The sequence below is a fragment of the Pseudomonas sp. NPDC098747 genome, from assembly GCF_044760045.1.
GTDB lineage: Bacteria > Pseudomonadota > Gammaproteobacteria > Pseudomonadales > Pseudomonadaceae > Aquipseudomonas.
Genome location: NZ_JBIWAL010000004.1, coordinates 133537 through 156085, shown reverse-complemented (window position 1 = coordinate 156085; position 22549 = coordinate 133537). Strand labels below are relative to the sequence as shown.

At 57.8% G+C, this 22549-nt stretch carries 16 protein-coding genes; 5 read left to right on the top strand and 11 right to left on the bottom strand.

Features of this window, described 5'->3' with window-relative positions:
* Positions 1-30 precede the first annotated feature (30 nt).
* Complete coding sequence (locus ACIQVE_RS03990) at positions 31-408, top strand: response regulator (RefSeq protein ID WP_402804778.1); 378 nt, start codon at positions 31-33, stop codon at positions 406-408.
* Positions 409-473: 65 nt separating this feature from the next.
* Here the strand turns inward: ACIQVE_RS03990 and ACIQVE_RS03985 are convergent, their stop codons facing one another.
* From ACIQVE_RS03985 to ACIQVE_RS03935, 11 genes are all read right to left on the bottom strand, one after another.
* Positions 474-2144 (bottom strand): ATP-binding protein, encoded by a 1671-nt coding sequence (locus ACIQVE_RS03985; RefSeq protein WP_402804776.1) that lies wholly within the window; start codon positions 2142-2144, stop codon positions 474-476.
* On the bottom strand, positions 2141-3640 hold the full coding sequence (locus ACIQVE_RS03980) for an ATPase domain-containing protein (RefSeq protein WP_402804774.1): 1500 nt from the start codon (positions 3638-3640) through the stop codon (positions 2141-2143). The genes ACIQVE_RS03985 and ACIQVE_RS03980 overlap by 4 nt, the downstream gene beginning before the upstream one ends.
* A gap of 142 nt (positions 3641-3782) precedes the next feature.
* Positions 3783-4838: a tetratricopeptide repeat protein gene (locus ACIQVE_RS03975; protein ID WP_402804772.1), complete on the bottom strand. Its 1056-nt coding sequence runs from the start codon at positions 4836-4838 to the stop codon at positions 3783-3785.
* 298 nt (positions 4839-5136) lie between these two features.
* A complete protein-coding gene (locus ACIQVE_RS03970; protein ID WP_402804770.1) occupies positions 5137-6558 on the bottom strand; it encodes an efflux transporter outer membrane subunit in 1422 nt (473 codons plus the stop codon).
* Positions 6555-9734, bottom strand: a complete 3180-nt coding sequence (locus ACIQVE_RS03965; RefSeq protein WP_402804768.1) for an efflux RND transporter permease subunit — start codon at positions 9732-9734, stop codon at positions 6555-6557. Before ACIQVE_RS03965 ends, ACIQVE_RS03970 begins: the two co-directional genes overlap by 4 nt.
* A gap of 15 nt (positions 9735-9749) precedes the next feature.
* Positions 9750-11003: a multidrug efflux RND transporter periplasmic adaptor subunit MexE gene (mexE, locus tag ACIQVE_RS03960; RefSeq protein ID WP_402804766.1), complete on the bottom strand. Its 1254-nt coding sequence runs from the start codon at positions 11001-11003 to the stop codon at positions 9750-9752.
* 273 nt (positions 11004-11276) lie between these two features.
* Positions 11277-11729 carry a DUF805 domain-containing protein gene (locus ACIQVE_RS03955; protein ID WP_402804764.1) on the bottom strand — a complete coding sequence of 151 codons (453 nt, stop codon included), beginning with the start codon at positions 11727-11729 and terminating at the stop codon, positions 11277-11279.
* Positions 11730-11744: 15 nt separating this feature from the next.
* Positions 11745-12092: a DUF4190 domain-containing protein gene (locus ACIQVE_RS03950; protein WP_402804762.1), complete on the bottom strand. Its 348-nt coding sequence runs from the start codon at positions 12090-12092 to the stop codon at positions 11745-11747.
* Between the two features lie 191 nt (positions 12093-12283).
* Entirely contained in the window at positions 12284-14023 is a 1740-nt protein-coding gene (locus ACIQVE_RS03945) for a dipeptidase (RefSeq protein ID WP_402804761.1), read from the bottom strand.
* A gap of 254 nt (positions 14024-14277) precedes the next feature.
* Complete coding sequence (locus tag ACIQVE_RS03940) at positions 14278-14940, bottom strand: hypothetical protein (protein ID WP_402804759.1); 663 nt, start codon at positions 14938-14940, stop codon at positions 14278-14280.
* 199 nt (positions 14941-15139) lie between these two features.
* Complete coding sequence (locus ACIQVE_RS03935) at positions 15140-16054, bottom strand: LysR family transcriptional regulator (protein WP_402804757.1); 915 nt, start codon at positions 16052-16054, stop codon at positions 15140-15142.
* 269 nt (positions 16055-16323) lie between these two features.
* Between ACIQVE_RS03935 and ACIQVE_RS03930 the strand changes: the two genes are divergently transcribed.
* From ACIQVE_RS03930 to pgm, 4 genes are all read left to right on the top strand, one after another.
* Positions 16324-17346: a zinc-dependent alcohol dehydrogenase family protein gene (locus ACIQVE_RS03930; RefSeq protein WP_402804755.1), complete on the top strand. Its 1023-nt coding sequence runs from the start codon at positions 16324-16326 to the stop codon at positions 17344-17346.
* Between the two features lie 545 nt (positions 17347-17891).
* Positions 17892-19346, top strand: coding sequence for a hypothetical protein (locus ACIQVE_RS03925; protein ID WP_402804753.1), 1455 nt, complete (start codon positions 17892-17894; stop codon positions 19344-19346).
* A gap of 49 nt (positions 19347-19395) precedes the next feature.
* Positions 19396-20796 (top strand): PLP-dependent aminotransferase family protein, encoded by a 1401-nt coding sequence (locus tag ACIQVE_RS03920; RefSeq protein ID WP_402804751.1) that lies wholly within the window; start codon positions 19396-19398, stop codon positions 20794-20796.
* Between the two features lie 105 nt (positions 20797-20901).
* Positions 20902-22548, top strand: coding sequence for a phosphoglucomutase (alpha-D-glucose-1,6-bisphosphate-dependent) (gene pgm / locus ACIQVE_RS03915; RefSeq protein ID WP_402804749.1), 1647 nt, complete (start codon positions 20902-20904; stop codon positions 22546-22548).
* The last annotated feature ends 1 nt before the right edge of the window (position 22549 follow it).

Below are 22549 nucleotides of genomic sequence, written 5' to 3'. Positions count from 1 at the left end.
CAGCAGCTATTGACCGAACAAAGGCTTCCCATGAGCGTAGATGCACAAGATGTAGTACTCGTCGTCGAGGACGAACCCGTTATCTTGATGGTTCTGACGGATTATCTGTCGGGGCAGGGCTATCGCGTGCTCCAGGCCGAAAGCGGCGAACAGGCTTTCGAGATTCTGGCGAGCAAGCCGCATCTTGATGTCCTGATCACTGATTTCCGTTTACCCGGCGGCATCTCCGGCGTGCAGATTGCCGAGCCCGCCGTGAAGCTGCGACCTGACCTCAAGGTAATTTTCATCAGCGGTTATCCGCAGGAAATCCGCGAGACCGGCAGCCCGATCACGCTCAAGGCGCCGATTCTGGAAAAGCCGTTTGATCTGGATTTGTTGCAGGAAAAGATTCAGGAGCTGTTGGCCTAAGCCAGCCAGTCTCTTCTTGATCGATGTCATGTAGGAGCTGCCGAAGCTCCAGGTTTTTTGGGGTTTCAGCTTTTAATCATCTCCCGCACTTTGGCGGTTAGCAGATCGAAAGTGAACGGTTTGGTGATCATCTGCATTCCCGGATCAAGAAAACCGCCACGTACCGCCGCATGTTCGGCGTATCCAGTGATGAACAAAACTTTGAGCCCCGGTCGGTACTGCCGGCCTATCTCAGCCAGTTGCCGGCCATTCATGCCCGGCAAACCGACATCGCTGATCAGCAGGTCGATGCGCTGCGTTGAGTTGAGAATCGGCACCGCACCGTCGGCGTCTCCAGCTTCTAAATATGCATAACCCAACTCACTGAGCACCGCGCTGACCAGTACGCGTACGGCTGGGTCGTCTTCGACGATCAGCACGGTTTCGCCATCTATCGCACGGGGGGTTTGCGGGATATCGGAAGTGGGATGTTCAAGCTCCTCGCCACGGAAACGCGGCAAGTAAAGCCTGACAGTCGTGCCCTGGTCGATTTCGCTGTCGATCGAAACATGGCCGCGTGACTGTTTGCTGAACCCGTAAATCATCGACAGACCCAGGCCGGTACCCTGGCCAATGGGCTTGGTGGTGAAGAATGGATCGAACGCACGACTGATCACGCTTTGCGGCATGCCGCTGCCGTTGTCGGTGACGCTTAGCATCACATAATCGCCGGGCTCAAGATTGGGATACGCCACGGTGAACTCACGGTGCAGGACCTGATTACTGGTCTCGACCACCAATTTGCCGCCCTCGGGCATGGCGTCGCGGGCATTAATGACCAGGTTAAGCAGGGCGCTTTCCAGTTGATTGGGGTCCGCCTCGGCCACCCAGAGTTTTTCGTCCAGACGCATGTCCAGTTGAATGCTTTCGTTGAGGCTGCGTTGTAGCAGCTCGCCCATCGACAGCACCAGGCTATTCATCTGCACGGCTTTGGAGTCGAGCGATTGCCGACGGGAAAAGGCCAGCAGGCGATGAGTCAGGCTGGCGGCACGATTGGCCGAGGTCACCCCCAGGTCGATCAGACTGTCGAGGTCTTCGGTGCGCCCTCGGGCCAGACGCCGACGTATCAATTCAAGGCTGCCGATAATGCCGGTGAGCATGTTGTTGAAGTCGTGAGCGATACCGCCAGTGAGCTGGCCGACGGCTTCCATTTTTTGCGACTGACGCAACGCTTCTTCGTTGTGCCGAAGTTGTGCGGTGCGTTCCTCGACTTGCTGTTCGAGGGTTTCCAGTGTCGATTGCAGGCGCCGTTCGCTTTCACTCAGGTCGATCAGGCGGTCGCGGGCGTCGTACTGTCGTCGTCGGCCGCGAAGGGCTGCGGACACCATGCTGATTAGAGTTGCCGGATGAAACGGCCGCTCAAGAAATGTCACGTTGCCTAGCTGATCGCTGAGGTTCGAGGAGGGGCCCTGTTCCTGTCCGCCGTGATGGGTGAGCAAAACAATCGGCAGGTCCGACCACGCGGGCTGCTGTTCCAGGTAATGGAACAAGGTCTCCAGTTCCGGGCCGCGCAACGCTTCGGCGGCGATCAGCAGCAGTCCGGCGCCGACTTCTAACTGCGTGCACAGCGTGGCGAGATTCGGCGTGATGAGGCCGCCATACCCAGCCTCGTTGAGAATCATCAGCGCAATTTGGCCGTCGCGACCCAAGGGCGCCAGAATCAGCGCCCGTTCGGCAAGCGGCACCGAGACGGTCATAAGCTTTCCTGCAACAGCGGTTTTTTCTCACCGAGGTAGGTCGGGACGCCACGAAGCACACCCTGAAAGGCCTCCAGCGGTTCGCCGATAACCAAGCCTTGCGTCGAAATAAGGTATTCGCGAATCGTCGATTCGTGGCTGCCGGTGCGCTTCTTGATAATGGAGATGGCGCGCCGGACTTTGCCGACGGCCTCGAAGTAGCGCAACAGAATCACCGAGTCGGCCAGGTACGTAATGTCGACCGGGGCTTGCATGTCGCCGACCAGACCGTGCTGGGCGACCGTCATGAATGTCGCGGCCCCTTTGCGGTTGAGGTACAGCAACAATTCGTGCATGTGCAGCACCAAGGCTTTTTCTTCAGGCATTGCCGCCTGATAGCCGTTAATACTGTCGATGATCACGGTTTTGATCTGCCCTTCGTCAACGCAGCGGCGTACGCGATGGGAGAACTCCCCGGGCGACAACTCGGCGGCGTCGACTTGCTCGATCAACAGGTTACCGGTGGCGCGCAAAGCCTTGAGATCGATGCCAATGTTTTTCATTCGCTCGAACAGCAGCTCCAGCTCTTCGTCGAAGATGAACAGCGCAGCTTTTCCTCCGCGCTCAACGGCTGCGGCGGCGAAGATCATCGATATCAGCGATTTGCCTGTGCCCGCCGGGCCCAGAATCAGCGTGCTGGAGCCGGTTTCGATGCCGCCCCCGAGCAAATCATCCATTTCCTTGATGCCGCTGGACAATTGGTGGCGCGGATAGTCACCGCGGTGCTCGGCGGCGACCAGGCGCGGGAACACGTGTACGCCGTCAGCCATGATGGTGAAGTCGTGATAGCCACCGCGATATTTTTGTCCGCGGTATTTGACCACCCGCACACGCCGACGCTCGGCGCCATAGTTGGGTGTCAGTTCTTCAAGACGAACCACCCCGTGGGCGACGCTGTGCACGGTTTTGTCGAGGGATTCGGTGGTCAGGTCATCGAGCAGCAGGACCGTCGCGTTATAGCGTACGAAATAATGCTTGATCGCCAGAATCTGCCGGCGATAGCGCAGCGAGCTTTGCGCCAGCAGCCGGATCTCCGACAGGCTGTCGAGGACGACCCGGGTCGGCTTGAAGCGTTCGACCGCTTCAAATATCTGCTTGGTGGCTTCGCCCAACTCCAGATCGGAGGAATACAGCAGACTCTGCTGATGCTCGGCATTGAGCAGGCTTTCCGGCGGCGTCAGCTCGAAAATGTGAATGTTTTCGGGCAACTCCCAACCGTGGGACAGCGCACCTTGGCGCAGTTCACGCTCGGTTTCCGACAGCGTGATGTACAACGAGCGTTCGCCGGCTTTCGCGCCGGCCATCAGAAAATGCAAAGCGACCGTGGTTTTGCCGGTACCGGGCTCACCCTCCAGCAAAAATACATGACCGCGAGACAAGCCACCGGCGAGGATGTCATCCAGGCCTTCGACTCCGGTGGCGGCTTTTTCACTGATCAACTCGTTAAATGTAGACAAAAAATGCCCTCTCATGACTAGGGGAAGCGCGGCAACCGTCTTGTGTGGGCTGCCTGTTTACTTGACCCGTAGCCGTGATGGCAGTTCCGCTTTTTCTTTCATGATGATTGGAGATTCCCCTCACCACCGTACAGCATCAGTCTCAAAGACCTTGCTGTATTGCTGGATCGTCGGGGTTTAACTGTTCAAGCTGGGCTAGCAGAATCTGCACGTTCTGCAACTGTCCGCTTTCCTTCCAATAGTTGATCAGCAGAACCCGTGCCTTGCGATCGGCCGGATGGCGCTGGACGATTTCCTGCAACTGGTTTTGCGCCGCTTCCAGCTCCTCTGCGCTGTGTAGAGTGGTGGCGAGGTCGTAGCGGTAATCCTTGTTGTCCGGCTCCAGTTCCACCGCTTTGGACAAACCGAGCAGGGCGTATTCACGCTGACCGTGGTGCAGCAACCACAGACCCAGGGCATGTTGCAGATAGGCGGAGTCAGGCTGGGCTTTAAGCTTTTTGGCGAGCAACTGCCGGGCGGCGTCGGTCTGGCCCTGGCGGTCGAGCACATCGATCTGCATCACCAGCGCCGGCAGGTTGCCGGGGTCCAGGCGCAGCGTATTCTCCAATGCTTGCTGTGCCTGTTTCAGTTCGGCGTTATGCAGATAGAGGCGCGCCAGTTGCGCGTAAGCAGCGGCACTCGGCGGTTGATCCTTAAGTGTTTGCTCCCAGCCATCAATTGCCTGCTGCAACGGTGCAAAATACAGCCCCAGTTCATCCGGGGTCAGGCCGAGCAGGGCGTTGATCGCGGCAAACCGAACGCTCGGCTCTGCATCATCAAGCATCGGCCCCAGCAACAGGCTGCGTTGCCCGCCAGGCACTAGCCCAACCACACTTTTGATCGCTGCCAGCCGCACCTCGGGTGCTTCGTGCTGCAGATCCGCATCGGCGAGTTTCAACGCCTGTGGGCTCGGGTAATTGGCCAGTTCGCCGTGCAGCCAGACGCGTCGCTTGACCGAAATATCCGGCCGGGCCAATTGCTGATACAGCCGACGTGCCGCCCCCGGTTCGCCGGCTCGGGCAGCGCCCAGCGCCTCGCTGTAGCCGTGCTTGATCGCGTCTGGAATGACCGGCGTGGTGCTGCGCAAGGCTAGCCACGCCACGACGACAATAAGCACAAGGCCAAGGCAGATAAGCAGATAGCGGCGAGACTGAGGCATGCGGGTTTCCGAAAACTGGTGTACTTGAACAGAGCGGCAAGCTTCGGTCAGCTCGGGCCGCGAGTCAAACCCTTGGCATGCGAATCGGCCTACAAGTTCTGTCGACTTTGTGAGGCTTCAGGCTTTCGATGCAGTGTCTACGCTTGCAGGAGTCACTTTGATGAGTGTGCCCAAAACGCTCTCACAGGGAATGTTAGTCATTTTCAACAGGCACAAAAAAGCCCCGCGACCGAATGATACGCGGGGCAAAAAATTGGTTGGTTGCGGCCAACCAAAGGAGCTCTTTAACAATTAATGATTACTTGCTGGCGACCGTCTCCGGCTGCCAGCCGCCGCCGAGGGCTTTGTAGATCGCGACAATGCCGCGGTACAAATCCACTTCGGCCTGGGCCTGACTGTCTTCGGCATTCAGTCGTTCACGCTGGGCATCGAGCAGCACGAGAAAGTCAGTGGTGCCTTCGCGATAGCGAATCTCTGCCAAGTCGGCAGCCTTGCGGCTCGATTCACTCTGGCGAATCAGCGAGATCAGGCGTTGCTGACGTTTGCCGTAATCGCTGAAGGCGTTTTCCGACTCTTCCAATGCCAGCAGCACTTGTTGCTCGTAGGTCGCCAAGGCGCCTTCGGCATCGGCATCAGCACCGCGCAAACGGGCCCGCACGCTGCCGAGGTCGAACGCCGCCCAAGTGATGCTTGGGCCCAATGCCCAGGCGTTGGCCGCCGAGGAACCGATCTGCGAACCACGCCCGGCTGTCCAGCCGAGGAAACCGCTGAGGCTGACCCGTGGGAACAGGTCTGCTTTCGCCACGCCAATTCGCGCCGTGGCAGAAGCCAGTTGGCGTTCGGCACTGAGGATGTCCGGACGACGTTGCAGCAGCTCGCCGGGATTACCGATTGGCAAGGCTTTGGCAATCGCTGGCAAGTCTTTCGGACTCAAGTCGACGGTCAGTTTGTCCGGCCGCTCACCCAGCAGGGTGGCGATACGGTTTTTCTGACGAACCTGCTCGGCTTGCAGTTGCGGCACGCTGGCTTCGACCGAGGCCAGACGCGCATCGGCACGTTCGACATCGAGCTGATCGCCAACGCCGGCGTCACGCAGGCTGATGGTGATCTTGCGTGACTCCTGCTGGTTGTTCAGGTTGGCCACTGCGATCTTTTCCCGCAGCTGTGCGCCACGCAGTTGACCGTAGGCGTCTACCAGTTCGGCAATCATGGTGACTTGCAGTTGGTAAAGATCGGCTTCGGCGGCCTGCTGATCGGCATCGCTGGCTTCCAGATTGCGCTGAATGCGCCCGAACAAGTCCAGTTCCCAGGCCATGTCCAGGCCCAGGTCATAGCGTTCACTGCTGACCCGGTTGGTGGTCTGGCCGGGGATTTGCCCCTTGGCCAGGTCACTGCTGGCGCGGCTGGTGATGGTCGGCATGATGTCATTGCTGGCGTCATCGCGGATCGCCCGCGCCGCTTTCCAGCGGGCAAACGCCACACGCAATTCACGGTTACCTTGCAGCGATTGCGTCACCAACTGGTTAAGGGTCGGATCGTCGAATTGCTGCCACCAGATGCCTTCGAACTTCGCACGGTCAAAGTTCTTCTGACCGTTGGCGCCGTCGGTGGCGGACGTGATGTTGGCCGCCTCCGTCGCCGGGGTCTTGTAGTCGGGGCCGACGGCGCAGGCGCTCAAGGCCAGCACCAGCAGACTCGGCAGGAAGACTTTCAGACTCATTGTTGCGCCTCCAGTTTCATGGTCTTGGCCGCTTTGCGGGCTTCGCCGCGTTCGACAAAGTTACGAATCAGTACGTAGAACACTGGCGTCAGCAACAGACCGAAGAAGGTCACCCCGAGCATCCCGGAGAACACCGCCACACCCATGGCATGACGCATCTCTGCACCGGCACCGCTGGAGAACACCAGTGGCACCACGCCCATGATGAACGCGAAGGAGGTCATCAGGATCGGCCGCAAACGCAGACGGCAGGCTTCCAGTACCGCGGCGAGCGGGTCGAGGCCTTCTTCCTGTTTATCCTTGGCGAACTCGACGATCAGAATCGCGTTCTTACACGCAAGTCCCACCAGTACGATCAGTCCGATCTGGGTGAAGATGTTGTTGTCACCGCCGGAGATGATCACACCAGTGATGGCCGACAGCAGGGTCATCGGTACGATCAGGATCACTGCCAGTGGCAGGCTCCAGCTTTCGTACTGAGCCGCGAGTACCAGGAACGCCAGCAGTACGCAGAGCGGGAACACGAACAGCGCGGTGTTACCGGACAGAATCTGCTGGAAGGTCAGGTCGGTCCATTCGTAGGTCATGCCGTTCGGAAGTTCTTCCTTGAGCAATTTCTCGATGGCTTTTTCGGCCTGGCCGGAGCTGTAGCCGGGGGCTGCCGCACCGTTGATTTCCGCGGTGATGAAGCCGTTGTAGTGCATCACGCGATCCGGCCCCGAGGTGTCGCTGACCTTGATGAAGGTCGCCAGTGGGATCATTTCGCCTTTGTTGTTACGCACTTTCAGTTGACCGATCTGGTCGGATTCGAGGCGGAACTGTTGCTCGGCCTGAACGTTGACCTGATAGGTACGTCCGAAACGGTTGAAGTCGTTGGCATACAGCGAACCCAGGTAAATCTGCAGGGTGTCGAAGATGTCGCTGACCGCCACGCCGTGAGTCTTGGCTTTCTCGCGGTCGATAGCTGCATCGACCTGCGGCACGTTCACGGTATAACTGGTGAACAGGCCAGCCAGTTCCGGCACGCCGTGGCTCTTGTTGATGATGTTCATGGTTTCTTTGTACAGCTCGTCGTAGCCCAGGTTGCCCCGGTCTTCGATTTGCAGGCGGAAACCACCAATGGTGCCCAGACCCTGTACCGGCGGTGGCGGGAAGATCGCCATGTACGCCTCTTGAATTTCTGCGAACTGGCCGTTCAGGGCACCGGCAATTGCACCAGCAGACATGCTCGGGTCTTTACGTTCGTTGAACGGTTTCAGGGTCACGAACACGATGCCGGCGTTCGGACTGTTGGTGAAACCGTTGATCGACAGTCCCGGGAACGCCACGGCGGCTTCCACGCCTGGCTGTTTCAGCGCCATATCGGACATGCGCTTGATCACGTCTTCGGTGCGATCCAGGCTCGAAGCGTCCGGCAATTGCGCGAAAGCCACCAGGTATTGCTTGTCCTGGCCGGGTACGAAACCGGTCGGGGTGTGCGAGAACCCGAAGAAGGTCAGCACCATCAGGCCTGCGTACAAGATCAGGGCGATGCCACTGCTGCGGATAACCCGCGCTACAGTGCCGACGTAACCATTACTGGCACGTTCGAAAAAACGGTTGAACGGACGGAACAACCAGCCACCGAAGATCTTGTCGAGCACTTTCGAGAAACGGTCTTTCGGTGCGTCATGACTTTTCAGCAATACCGCGGCCAGTGCCGGCGACAGGGTCAGCGAGTTGAACGCCGAGATCACGGTCGAGATCGCGATGGTCAGTGCGAACTGCTTATAGAACTGACCAGTGAGGCCGGAGATGAACGCTGCTGGAATAAACACCGCACACAGCACCAGCGCCGTGGCAACGATCGGTCCGGTCACTTCACGCATGGCGCGCTTGGTGGCCTCGATCGGTGTCAGTCCGAGCTCGATGTTTCGCTCAACGTTCTCCACCACCACGATGGCGTCGTCCACCACGATACCGATGGCCAATACCAGGCCGAACAGCGACAGCGCATTGAGCGAGAAGCCGAACAGGTGCATCACCGCAAACGTACCGATCAACGATACCGGCACCGCCACCAACGGAATGATCGAGGCGCGCCAGGTTTGCAGGAACAGGATCACTACCAGCACCACGAGGATCAGCGCTTCGAAGAGAGTGTGAACCACCGCTTCGATGGAACCGCGCACGAAGATCGTCGGGTCATAGACGATGCTGTAATCCATGCCCTGCGGGAAACCTTTCTTCAACTCGTCCATCTTTGCCCGAACGTCGTTCGAAATATCGATGGCGTTGGAACCTGGACGCTGGAAGATCGGGATAGCCACCGCCGGCTGATTGTTCAGCAGCGAACGCAATGCGTATTGGCTGGAACCCAGTTCAATCCGCGCGATGTCTTTGAGTCGAGTGATTTCACCGTCGTCACCTGCACGAATGACGATGTTCTCGAACTCTTCTTCAGTGACCAGACGGCCCTGAGTGTTGACCGACAACTGGAAGCTCTGCGCAGTCGGCGCAGGGGGTGCACCCAGCTGGCCGGCAGCCACTTGGCGGTTCTGCTCACGAATGGCGGTAACCACATCGGTAGCCGTCAGATTGCGCGAAGCGGTTTTGTTTGGATCAAGCCACACTCGCAGCGAGTAATCGCCCATGCCGAACAGTTGCACATCACCGACACCGCCCAGACGAGCGAGCTCATCCTTGATGTTGAGGATCGCGTAGTTGGACAGGTAGAGCATGTCGTAACGCTTGTCCGGCGAGGTCAAGTGCACAACCATGGTCAGGTCAGGCGAAGCCTTGTCGACGGTGATACCAATGCGCGTCACTTCCTCGGGAAGTTTCGGCTCGGTCCGGGTTACCCGGTTCTGCACCTGCACCTGCGCGTTGTCCAGGTCAGTACCCAGGGCGAAGGTGATAGTCAGGGTAATCTTGCCGTCAGCGGTCGATTGCGAGGACATGTAAAGCATGTTCTCAACGCCGGTGATGGCTTGCTCCAGAGGAGCTGCCACGGTTTCACCGATGACTTTTGGGTTGGCGCCCGGGAAGTTTGCACGCACCACCACGGTCGGTGGCACGACTTCCGGGTATTCGCTGATCGGCAACTGGAACAGCGAAATCGCACCGGCGATCAGGATCAACAGCGACAGTACCGCTGCGAAGATCGGCCGTGAAATGAAGAATTGGGAAAAATTCATCGGAGTTGTCGTCCCTTAACCGCGTGGGGTCGTAGCGGCCAGCTTCACAACCGAGCCAGACGCGCCTTTGGCAGGGGCGACTTTAGGCAGGTTGCTGGCTTCCAGCGCTTGACGTTGTTGTGCGAGTGCCGCGATGGTTTGCTCGCTGGCCATCGGCACGACTTCTGGAGTGACCGGTGAGCCAGGGCGTACGCGTTGCAGACCCTTGACGATGATGGTGTCGTCCTTGTTCAGGCCGCTACGGACGATGCGCAGGCCTTCGATTTTCGGGCCGAGTTCGACGGCGCGGTAAACGGTTTTGTTGTCCGCATCCATGACCAGCACGAATTTCTTGCCCAGATCGGTACCGACGGCTTCGTCGTTGATCAACATGGCGTCGTAGGTGCCACTGCCCACCAGTTTCAGGCGTGCATACAGGCCTGGGGTGTAGGTGCCATCGCTGTTGTCGAATACCGCGCGGCCACGGATAGTGCCGGTTTTCGGATTGACCTGGTTGTCGACGAAGTTCATCTGGCCCAGGTGCGGATTGCCCTCTTCATTGGACAGACCCATGTACACCGGGGTGGTGGCTCCGCGCTGACCCTGACGGGCGAGTTGGGTGTATTTGAGGAACACACGTTCGTCAGCGTCGAAGTAGGCGTAGACCTTGTCGGTAGAGACCACGGTGGTGAGAGGCGAGGTGTCGGCGGTTACCAGATTGCCGGCGGTGATCTCGGCACGGCTGACGCGACCGCTGATTGGCGCGGTAACGCGGGTGAAGCTCAGGTTCAGCTTGGCCAGATCCAGTTGCGCTTGCAGTGCACCCACGGCGGCGCGGGCTTCTTGCGCGGCGCTGGTGCGCGAGTCGGCAAGTTCGGCGGAGATCGCGTTACTGGCACGCAGACGTTCACCACGGCCGGCCTCGTTTTCACTGCGGGTCGCGTTGGCGCGCGATTGTGCAACCAGAGCTTCGAGGCGGCGGACCTCAGCCTGGAATGGACGCGGGTCGATCTGGAACAGCAGGTCACCTTTCTTGACCAGTGCGCCTTCAGTGAAAGCAACCTGGTCGATCTGGCCGGAGACACGTGGACGGATTTCAACGGTTTCCGGCGCTTCGAGACGCCCGGTGAATTCGTCCCACTCGTTGACCGGTTGTTCCAGCACCTTGGCCACGCTGACTTTGGCAGCGGGTGGGGCGGCGGCGGTTTCCGGATTCTTGCCGCAAGCGCTCATCACCAGTACGGCCAACAAGGCCAACGGGAAGCGCAAATGTTTGAGTGACTGTTCCATGGAATGCATCCGCCAAGTATTGAAGATGGGCGGATGATGCTCGGCGGGTAGGTAGCAAACGAATCGAATGACGCGAAGGTAACTATCATTCGGAATGATATAAGACCCGAACGAGCCCTCTAGCATGCACCTTTCGTTAGGGGGCTATCAATATCTTCATGACATTTCTGTTTTACGCGGCCAGTAAAGATGTAGCAACTTGGACAAGTACGGATTTCAGAAACAAAGAGACGGCCATGAAGGCCGTCTCGATCAGCTACATGCCGATGTGTATCAGTTGTCGCCTTTGCGGTTCTTACCGAAACGATTCGGGCCCGGCTGGCTGTCTTGCGCCAGGAACACGATGTTGACGATTGGCAGCAAGATCCACCAGCCGCTGCGATCGGTGTCGTGCATACGGCGTACGCCTACCGCGAGAGCTGGCAGGAATACTGCCAGGCTGTAGAGGTTGTACAGCAGGCCATTGGTGTTCAGCATGGCATCTATGACACCGAAGACGATGGAGATCCCTAGGTTGATCAGAATGAACATCCAGTATTCACGGCGAGTGGCGCGCCCTTGAAACACGACGTAGTTCTTCAACGCTTCGATGTATGGATTACCCGTCGTAATGGCCGGGCCATTTGCATAGGACTGTTGGGCTGCTTGAGGCGCCCCGCACTGTGGGCAAGCCGCGGCCAGTGTGCTTATTTCCTTGGCGCAACCGCGGCAGAAAACCATGCTCATATTTTTTCCCTAAAATTATTCAATCGATAGACAGAACAAAACGAACGCAGTAAGGCCTGACAAAATAATGCCGGCGATCGCGAGGTTTTTTCCTGAGTGTTTTTGGTTGATGCAGATGATTCCGCAAGCGAGACCTGCGATGCAGAGAACCCCCACACCGAGGATCGTCTCACTGTCCCATTCAGAGTCATCAAACAGGGTGAGTGCGCAGATGATCCCGAGGATCAGTGAAACGATGGCCAGCCAAGGGGCCTCGGCTTGCGTTTGCGGCACAAAGGCCTGCTGGCCAGCCCCGCATTGGGGGCAGTTGAGCGCCGTTTCGTGAAGCTCCTTGGCGCAAGCACGACAATAGACCATTGCCATCGTTTTCCTTAACTGAGTGCTGAAACCCGACCTTCCATCTGGCGGGGCGCGCTAAGTTAAACTTTATTACCAAATTTGTCACGGCACTTTGCCATTATCTATCTTTACTGTTGAAAGCAGTGTTGTGGAGGTGAGCTGCGGGGGGATTTATGAGCGGTGGCGAGGGAGTTCGCTCCCTCGCCACACGCACATTAGAGCTTCGGCAGCTGGCCGATCCGGCCAATCATTTCCGTCACGATCTGCAGATCGAGTTGGAATTGCTCCACGGTCTTGAATTCACCGTCGGTGTGACCGGTGTACTTGACCTCTGGCCGGGCCAGACCGAATTGCACGCCATTGGGCAATTCATGCACCGAGGTCGCGCCGGCGGAAGTGCCGAACTCGTGTTTCATGCCCAGGTTTTCAGTGGCAACCGCCAGCAGCGCTTTGACCCACTCGCCCTCGGGATTACGGTACATCGGCTCGGCGATCGAATAGTCGAAGGCGACGGCCACATGACTTTTTTTGCTCCATGCCGCGAGTTTCTCGGCGATTTCGGCCTTGAGCTTCTCCGGCGACTTGCCTTTCGGCACGCGCAGGTTGACAGCCAGTTTAAACGCTTTGTCATCCATGCCGACGTAGGTCAGCGACGTTGTCAGTGGCCCCATGAAGGCATCGGAGAAGCCGACATTGAGTTTGTTGCCCAGGTAATCCAGACCCCAGTTGTCAGCGGCGTAGCGTGCGGCGTCGGTAATATGGTTGTGCTTGAGCGCGACCTTGCCATCAAGGCCATTGATGAAGTCGAGCATCCGCGCTACCGGGTTGACCCCGGACTCGGGCTCGGAGGAGTGCGCGGACACACCGGTCACCGTCAACTTCACGTCCTTGCCGTCGACCTTGGCGCTGACTTCGAAGTTGCCGCCATTGCGTTTGGCATATTCGTCGCCGGCCTTTTGCAGGCTGGCGACGAGTTCGGCAGGTTTGTCCGTAATCAGCGTCGCGACGGACGCAGAAGGAATCTGGTTGGTCGCCAGGCCGCCTGTCATCGAGATGATTTCCGCGCCTTTGCCCTCAGCCTTGCGCTTGGCAAAGTTGGCCATGACCGTGCCGTAGCCTTTCTCGGCAATCACCACCGGGTAACCGCCATCCAGCGCCAGGTTGTAATTGGGTGTCGGATTGCGTTCGAAGTAATACGGGATGGCGTCGCCAGTGGTTTCTTCGGTGGTGTCCACCAACAGCTTGAAATTACGTGCCAGTGGCAGCTTTTCTTCCTTGATCACCTTCATCGCATACATCGTTACTACGATGCCGTTCTTGTCATCCTCGGTGCCGCGGCCATACATCCGATCGCCGATCAGGGTGATCTTGAACGGGTCCAGACGCGTACCGTCCTTCAAGACCCAGTTCTCCGGCGTCACCGGCACCACGTCGGCATGAGCATGAATGCCGACCACCTCATCGCCTGAGCCTTCCAGGGAAATCTCGTAAACGCGATTGTCGATGTTGCGGAAATTCAGGTTGAAGGACTTGGCCAGGTCCTTGATCTTCTCAGCGATCTTGATGAATTCCGGATTGTCGTGCTGGGCAACGCCATCCTTGCGAAAGGTCGGGATCTCCACCAGCTCGCGCAGAGTCTCGGTGGCTGCCGCGCTGTACTTCACGCGTGCGTAAATGCCGAGCAGGCGATAGATCTCGTTTTGCTGCTCAGCGGTCAGCGTCTTTTTGTCGAGGAAAGCGCTAATGGCCGGGCCGATATTGGCTGTTTTCGCCAGATCGCTCTTGGCCACGCTGCCGAGGAACTGACGGAAATCCGTAGTCTTATTGGCACTGAAGGTTTTGAGGATTTCAGCGCTTTGCTGCGGGGTGATATTGGCCTGAGCGGGCGCAGTGAATACGGAAAGACCGGCCAGCATCAACGTGGTGGCAGCCAATTGCTTGAAAGGGAAATTCATTACGAAGGGCATTCCTTTGCAGGGCAGTGAGTAAGGCGTGTCTCAACGTTGAGACACCACTCTCACAAACTAACACCGCTGCTGAGCTTAGCGGGAGCCCTGAAACGGGATCTGTCACACAAAAATGAAAAGCGCCGGACGAACGAAAAAGCCCGGGAGCAATTCCCGGGCTTTCAATCAGGTTGAGCAGACCTGTCGATCAGAGACTTTTCAAGTCCCCGAAAAGCATCTGAATTCGAGACCGCAGGCAGCGATCAACTAGGGTCGTTAGCTTCCATAACACTGACCTGCAATCGCAACGTCAAGCCCTGAAGCTGCCTGTTTTTCAGAACGCCTAACTGTGGGCCCTTACGTTCCTTTCCGTTTGCGTCCACCCCAAAACATTTGAGTTGCTGTCTTGCACCACTGTCACGCGCCGGCCCTCGCCAATAACAGCGTACCTCAAGCACTTGCTCGTCAATTCGGGTGGCGAGTTCCTCGTCTTCCCTCAGGAAAGTCTCAACCTCCAAAAAGACAGTGGACGTGCCGTACTCTTTTTCGTTTTGTCCGTGTTGTCGCTGCCCCTGGATCAAGAAAGTGAAGCCACTCAGAACCGGCAAGCAGTCGGCGACGTTGTAACTCACGTTTACTTCGAAGGTGGAGGTGAAGGGCGCGGGATGGGACTCACTGTAGAAGCGCTTTTTATCAGGCTCGGGATCTCCAGCGTAATCCTCGGGCAACAAGCACACGCCTCCGAGTAAGGGACTGTAATGCGCGGTGGTGAAGACACTGAATCGAGCGGGCAGATCCGTTTTTAACGTTGTGGTGTTCGAAAACATCGCGCATCCGCTGCCGAGCAGCGTGAAACTGACCAGCACCAAGGCGCGAATGGAGCGACATATTGCATTCGCGCAAAGGTTCTGTAGCAAAGGGAGCATCAGTACGTCCTTGTGACTTGGGTGAAGCTGAAGGTCATTAGCCCCTCAGGGCTCAGCACGGGAATATATTGAATTGTTCCGGTCTCGCTCACTTGTCGAGCATGCATTCGTCCTTTCAAGACAAAGCCCCTTGAAGCGGGGCTTTGCTGGTTTGCGGTGCTTCGACTCAGCGGAGAATAGGGAGACAGTTGGCTGGAAGTTAAAGGCTATCCGGATCCCCAAAAAACATCTGAATCCGCGACCTCAGCCAACGCTCGCCCGGATCATTATCCTGCGAACCACGCCACGCCATGTGCAGTTCGAACGTGCGCGTCGGCAACGGCGGATCTTCTGCGCGAACGCCACCAGCAGACGTCAGTGCATCGGCGGCATAGTCCGGCACGGTCGCGACAATGTCGGTTCCGGCCAGTAGTGTGCTCAAACCATTGAACTGCGGCACGGCCAGTACCACGTGGCGTTTGCGGCCGAGTTTCTCCAGTTCTTCATCTATAAAGCCGCTGAGGTCGCCGGCAAACGACACCAGTGCGTGGGGGCGGGCGCAATAATCGTCGAGGCTCAGCGGCCCCGGCACGGTGTCGGCGCGCAACAGCTTGGGCGCGCTGCGGCGCAGCACTTTGCGCTTGGCGTTGGCCGGCAAGTCGGTGGTGTAGCTGACGCCGATCGAGATTTCGCCGGAGGCCAGCAGGCCCGGCATCAGGATGTAGTTGACCCGGCGCACCACCAGCACAATTCCCGGCGATTCGGCGCGCAGGCGTTTTAGCAGCATCGGCAGCAAGGCAAATTCGACGTCATCCGACAAACCGATCCGAAATACCGAAGTACTGGTGGCCGGGTTGAATTCTGCCGCACGGCTGACGGCGGTCGAAATCGAGTCGAGGGCAGGCGAGAGCAGGGCGAAGATTTCCACCGCGCGGGCGGACGGTTCCATGCTCCGGCCGGTGCGTACGAACAAGGGATCATCGAACAGGCTGCGCAGGCGCGAGAGCGCCGCACTGATCGCCGGCTGGCCGAGGAACAGCTTCTCGGCGGCGCGGGTCACACTGCGTTCATGCATCAATGTTTCGAATACGATCAACAGGTTCAGGTCGACACGACGCAGGTCATTACGATTCATCTGGAGTCCTGGCAGAGTCATCAAGCTTGACGAGGGCGGCCATATGAGAACAATGGCCGGCATGAATCTTACGGGGAAAGGCTGGTACTCTGCACCGGAAAATTCAGCTTTACTCAAACGGTGGCAGCAGTTTTTCATGGATTTTGCCAATACCGCCCATACTGCGGAATCAATGACAGGCATGTCGACTATTAATAGCCACTGATAGTCTTGGGTTAAAAGCCCAGATAGAGTTCGTGGCATTAGAGGTTACTTTGACGAGGTTTGCGATGTCCCGCACGATCCGTTTTCACAAGTTTGGTCCGGCCGAGGTGCTCAAATGCGAAGAGCATGCGGCCGCTCAGCCAGGTCCTGGCGAAGTGCAGGTGCGTGTCGAAGCAATCGGCATCAGCTGGTACGACACGCTCTGGCGTCAGAACCTGGCGTCGTCCCAAGCACGTCTGCCATCAGGCCTCGGCCATGAAATGGCCGGTGTGGTTACGGCGATCGGCGCTGATGTCGAAGACTTGTCTGTCGGTGACAAGGTCGCCAGTTTCCCGGCCGAAAGTCCGAACGACTACCCGGTCTACGGCGAGTCGATCGTGCTGCCGCGTACCGCGCTGACCCGTTATCCGGATGTGCTCAGCCCGATCGAAGCCAGTGTGCATTACACGCCGCTGTTGATCGCCTATTTCGCTTACGCCGATTTGGCACGGGTCAAACCCGGGCAGTTTGCCCTGGTCACTGACGCCAGCCATTGCGCCGGCCCTTCGTTTGTACAGTTGGGCAAGGCCATGGGTGTGCGGGTCATTGCCGCCACCAAAGAGGCGGGAGAGCGCGAGTACCTGCTGTCTCTGGGCGCGGAAAAGGTGATTGTCACCGAAGAGGAAGATCTGTTGATGCGAATCAACAAGATCACCGACAACCGTGGCGTCGACGTAGTCTTCGACGGCCTTGGTGGCCCGCAGATGTCGCTGCTTGGTGATGTACTGGCGCCGCGTGGCAGCCTTGTTTTGTACGGCTTGCAGGGTGGTAACCAGACGCCGTTCCCGGCCTGTGCAGCGTTCCAGAAGAACATCCAGTTCTTCGTGCACTGCATTGGCAACTTCACCGGCAAGCCGGAACTGGGCATTGCCCAGGATCACGTCGCTCTGCAACGTGCCCTGCGTGATATCAACCAGTTGACCGCTGACCGCGTGTTGCTACCGCTCAAGACCCGGGTGTTCCCGTTCAGCGAGTTCGTCGAAGCGCATCGCTACATGGACGAATGTCCATGCCGCGAACGGGTCGCCCTGCAAGTCGAACCGGCGTAACGATGGTAATCAGAGTCCGTGGCCCCACGGACTCTTGTGTGTTTATTTCCTCTGAAATGCAAAGCATCCCCGATGCCTGATCCGCGATCCGTTCAGCAACTGAACTGGTTTTTGCTCCCGATCTGTATCTTTTAATCGCCATGTAAGCCCTGATAATTGAGTGATTACTTTCATCTCAAGGAATGAGCCATGGCTGTGCATTCAATTTATCCTTTTCGACATATAGCTCCCAGCTTTGTTAAACGCGTCAATATCTGTTTAATTGCTGTAGGGCTATTCCGAAATGCGTTCTCTTTATCTTGTAATCACTTGTCGTGGGACCTTGTGGGAAGTTTCCTAGGAATATTTAACCATAAAAAATATCCAACGATTACAGTCGCTTGAGGTTGTCTTGCGAGAATTGTCGAGTTTTTTTGGTTCAAATGTTTCAAATAACTACGAAATTGTAAGTGTTAGCATCTGAGCGTCTATAACTTATTGATGAATTGTCTTGCGGTCGATGTTCTGGCTGCGCGCAATAAAACTTTTATACCGGGTAAATACCGATGAGCACGATCCATGATCAGGCAATGAATTATGTCTACCAGCAAGTATTGCAACGTTTGCTGAGTTTCTTCTCACGAGCCGAACGTACGGCATTGCAGTTGCTGATCCAGCGACTGGCGGTGGCTGCTGGCGGCATGGAGAACATCGGTCATTTCAAGGTACTGGTTAACCAGACCGGGTCGCGGGACAGCTGTTACACATTGGCCCTGCTGCGGGCAGCGCAGTTGAGTATCGCCGGGCGTGCCCCCGGGACGTTTCAACTGCGCGTGGCGACTTGGCGCTGGAACGGCAACAGTTCCATGGCAATGCAGAACATGCACCGCAGCTACGGGGCGCTGTTCCTCTATGACGATCCTCGGGTCGAGCTGTTGATGCTGGATCATCGCCAGGTCCTGCCATTCGACCATCAGGCACCGATCTGCGAAGAGGGGCGTGAGACCAACCGACTTAATCTTCTGCTGCTCGGTCATCGCAGAACCTACAGCGAAGCGCTCGAATTGTGGGATGACGCCTATTTGGCCACTGCCGAGTACTACGGTCAGATCGCCCGCTGGAACAACGGTGTCGATGCCATGATCGGCAGTGAGTCGTTGCACCGCCAGAAGCACTTTCTCGACGGCTTGAGTCGTGCCGTGCAAAAAGCCGCCATTGCCGGTCCGCTGGTGAGTTGCGCAGGTTTTGAAGCGCTGTTCCCGCTGCTCGACGGGCTAGGGGGCGATTACTACCGCGAGTTCTACACCGAAGAGGAGCGGGTAATGTGGCGACCCGAGGGTGAGTTCGAAGCATGTCGGCGCACCGGTTTCATAAACATCAACGACATGATTGTCGGCAAGCTCGAGGAGCGCTGGCCATTGCTCAGTGACTTCCTAGGGTTCCAGGCGGATGACCTGAGCCTGTATCAAAGTGACGATGAGTATGCAGATCCTCTGGTAGCTGCGCATCTGCGAGGAATGCAGGCGCGATTCATCGAGGGGCGCACCTACCAGGCCGGAATCGGCGACTACCTGGAAAGCAGCTTGGTAACAATGCGTCGCAAACAGGTCCCCGAGCCGGTTTGCGAACAGATGCTTGCCAATTTCGGCAATCTGCAGGATCCGCAGCAGTTGCGCGCGCAGGCGGAAGGCTGCCTCTTGGCCAGTTTCGATCTGAACGATGTCCAGCTGACGTGCCTGTTGTTTGCACCGTTTAATGATAGCGGCGCTGGGCTGGAACGGTTTCTGCGCAATTGCCATCCTGGCATGTTGGTGGCATTGCCGGATCTGCATCGGGCAATGCAAGGGCAGCATGCACCCGAGCAAGTGCTGAAATGGATGACGGACGTCAGCGGGTTGCCGGTCAGATTGATTGTGCGTCTTTACTCGATGGGGTCCCTTCGGCTGCCTGCGTCCGGCGAGAGCGCCAGTGCGAAGGAGGCGGGTGCCGAGCCTGCAAACGATCGATCGGCGGAAGCCTGACCGTGAGCCAATCGCCTACCCCTGAATCACAGCCCATGGATGACGGCTCGTGAAAGTATCGCGGGAAAACGACTTTGTTTATCAGGCTGTTTATCGCTACCTGACGCTGCTGATCGAGGAAGCAGGGAGCAGCGCGGCAGGGCGCTTGCCGTCATTGCGGCAATTGGCTGATCGACTGAATGTGTCGATTTCGACCGTCCAATACGCCTATTCGTTGCTGGAAAAGGAAGGTCGGGTCTATTCGATCGCCAAATCCGGTTATTACGCGCAAGCACTGCCCACGCTGGACTTGCCGGGTTGCGGCAGGGATATGCTTGAAACCGTCTATGTCAATGCCAAGCGTCCGGGGATGTGTGTGCTGAGTGCGGATGACCCGGCTTCGCTGCAACCACTGGACAGCCCTTTATTGATGCTTGAGCGGGAACTGCTGCGCCAGTATCCGCGCCAGCCGCAAATGCTGGTGCAACCTTGCGGTGAGCTGGAATTGCGCACCGTGCTGGCTGCGCGTTACACCTCGTCTACGGTGAATTGCTGGAATGCCGATGACGTCTATATCGGCGCCGATTTGCGCGGGGTACTGGAAATTCTGATTTCGGTACTCGAGTTGCGTGGAGCAACTGTGGTGGTTGAGTCGCCATGTGACTGGGTGATCCTGCGTCTGCTGGACTCAGCCGAGGTGCGCGTCATCGAGTTTCCGCTGCTTGCCAATGGGGTGATTGATCCGCAGCGTCTGGAGTCTTTGCTCAACAGCGAGCCAGTGCGACTGATCCTGTTGTCTTCAGCGTTGAGCATGCCACAGGGCAGCCTGCTGTCTGCGACCAATCGGCAGGCGATTGCCCATCTGCTCGGGTGTCATGGCACCTGGGTTCTGGAAAACGACTGCTACAGCGAACTCGATGAAGGTGGCGACTCCCAGCGCTTGCGCGACTGGCTGGACCCGGATCGGTTGCTGGTGTTTTCCACATTTGAGAAGTTCATCGGTGCAGAGGCGCCTTTCGGTTTTGTTCTGTCGCACCATTGGCGCAGTGAGTTGCAGCGCCATTTCCTGTTGCGTGCGTTTCGTTTGTCGCCAATCCGCCAGAAAGCGATTGCGAGATTGTTGGGTGGCGGGCGGCTGGACCAGCATTTGTCGGTACTGCGGCGGATGCTCAAGGAGCGAAGGACGCAACTGATCCAGTTATTGCGCGAGCGCCTGGGCGACGCGTTGCAGATTGTCGAGCCGCAGGGCGGGGCGACGGTGTGGGTACGCTCGTTGCGTCCGGTGGACATGGGCGATGTCTTTCAGCGCCTGCTCAAGCAACAGATCATCATTGCTCCCGGGGAATTGTTCAGCCTGCAGGGTTTGCATGCGCATCATCTGCGCTTGAGCCCGCTGAGCCATGGTGACCACGATCTGGCCAATGTCGTCGGGCTGCTAGGCGACGCATTGCGTCTGGCACCCGAGGGCTAACGTTAAAAAACATCGGAAGGGATCCGGATAGATCCCATCGCACTACGGTCAAACTGCCAGTAAACTGCGCTCTATTCCTGAATCACTCTATTTCAGAGGTTTTGCATGACACTCAGTCCTTTTGCGGGCAAACCGGCACCGGCAGAATTGTTGGTCGATATCCCGCGACTGGTAACGGCTTATTACACCGGCCAGCCTGACGCTTCCATTTCCACGCAGCGCGTGGCGTTTGGCACGTCGGGGCATCGGGGCAGTTCCTTCGACCTGAGTTTCAACGAATGGCACGTGTTGGCGATAAGCCAGGCGATCTGCCTGTATCGCGAGGCTCAAGGAATCACCGGGCCGCTGTTTGTCGGCATCGACACTCACGCGCTGTCGACTCCTGCGGGCGCCAGCGCTCTGGAAGTGCTGGCAGCGAACGGTGTGACCGTGATGATCGCCGAGGGCGACGAGTACACGCCGACGCCGGCCATTTCCCATGCCATTCTTTGCTACAACCGCGGCCGCACTTCGGGTCTGGCCGATGGCATCGTCATCACGCCGTCGCACAACCCGCCACAAAGCGGTGGCTACAAATACAACCCAACCAACGGCGGGCCGGCAGACACCCACATCACCAAGTGGATCGAAGCCAAGGCCAACGAGCTGCTGGCCAATAAACTGGCTGGCGTGAAACGCGTCAGTTACGAGCAGGCGCTCAAGGCCAGCACCACCCATCGTCACGACTACGTGAATACCTACGTTGCCGATCTGATCAACGTGATCGACTTCGATGCCATTCGTGATGCGAAACTGCATCTGGGTGTCGATCCGCTGGGTGGAGCAGGGGTGCGCTACTGGTCGGCGATTGCCGAGCACTATCGTCTGGATCTGGACGTGGTGAACAAGCAAGTCGATCCAACCTTCCGTTTCATGACCGTCGATTGGGATGGCCAGATTCGCATGGACCCATCATCGAGCCATGCGATGCAAGGCTTGATCGGTCTGAAGGAGCGTTTTGACGTGGCGTTTGCCTGCGACCCGGATCATGATCGCCACGGCATCGTGACCCCGTCCGGTGGCTTGCTTGCGCCGAACAACTATCTGGCGGTGTCCATCGATTATCTGTTCCAGAACCGTCCGCAGTGGCGTGCCGATGCTGGCGTGGGTAAAACCGTGGTCAGCAGCGGACTGATCGATCGCGTGGCCAAGCGTCTGGGGCGTCGTCTTTACGAAGTGCCGGTCGGTTTCAAATGGTTTGCCGACGGTTTGTTCGACGGTTCGCTGGGTTTTGGCGGCGAGGAAAGCGCTGGTGCTTCGTTCCTGCGCAAGGACGGCGGTGTATGGAGCACTGACAAGGACGGTCTGATCCCGGCACTGCTCGCGGCAGAAATGACCGCTCGCACCGGGCGCGATCCAAGCCAGGCCTATAAAGCGCTGACCGATGAACTGGGCGAGCCGTTCTCGGTGCGTGTAGACGCCAAGGCCAACCCGGAACAGAAAGCGCTGCTGAGCAAGTTGTCACCGGCGCAAGTCACCTCGACTGAACTGGCGGGCGAGAAGATGCAGAGCATTCTCAGTCATGCACCGGGCAATGATCAGGCGATCGGCGGCTTGAAAGTGATGACCGAAAACGGCTGGTTCGCGGCGCGTCCGTCAGGCACCGAAGACATCTACAAGATTTACGCCGAGAGCTTCATCAGCGACGAACACCTCAAGCAATTGGTGGTTGAAGCCCAAGCTCTGGTGGATGGCGCGATTTCCAGCAAATAAG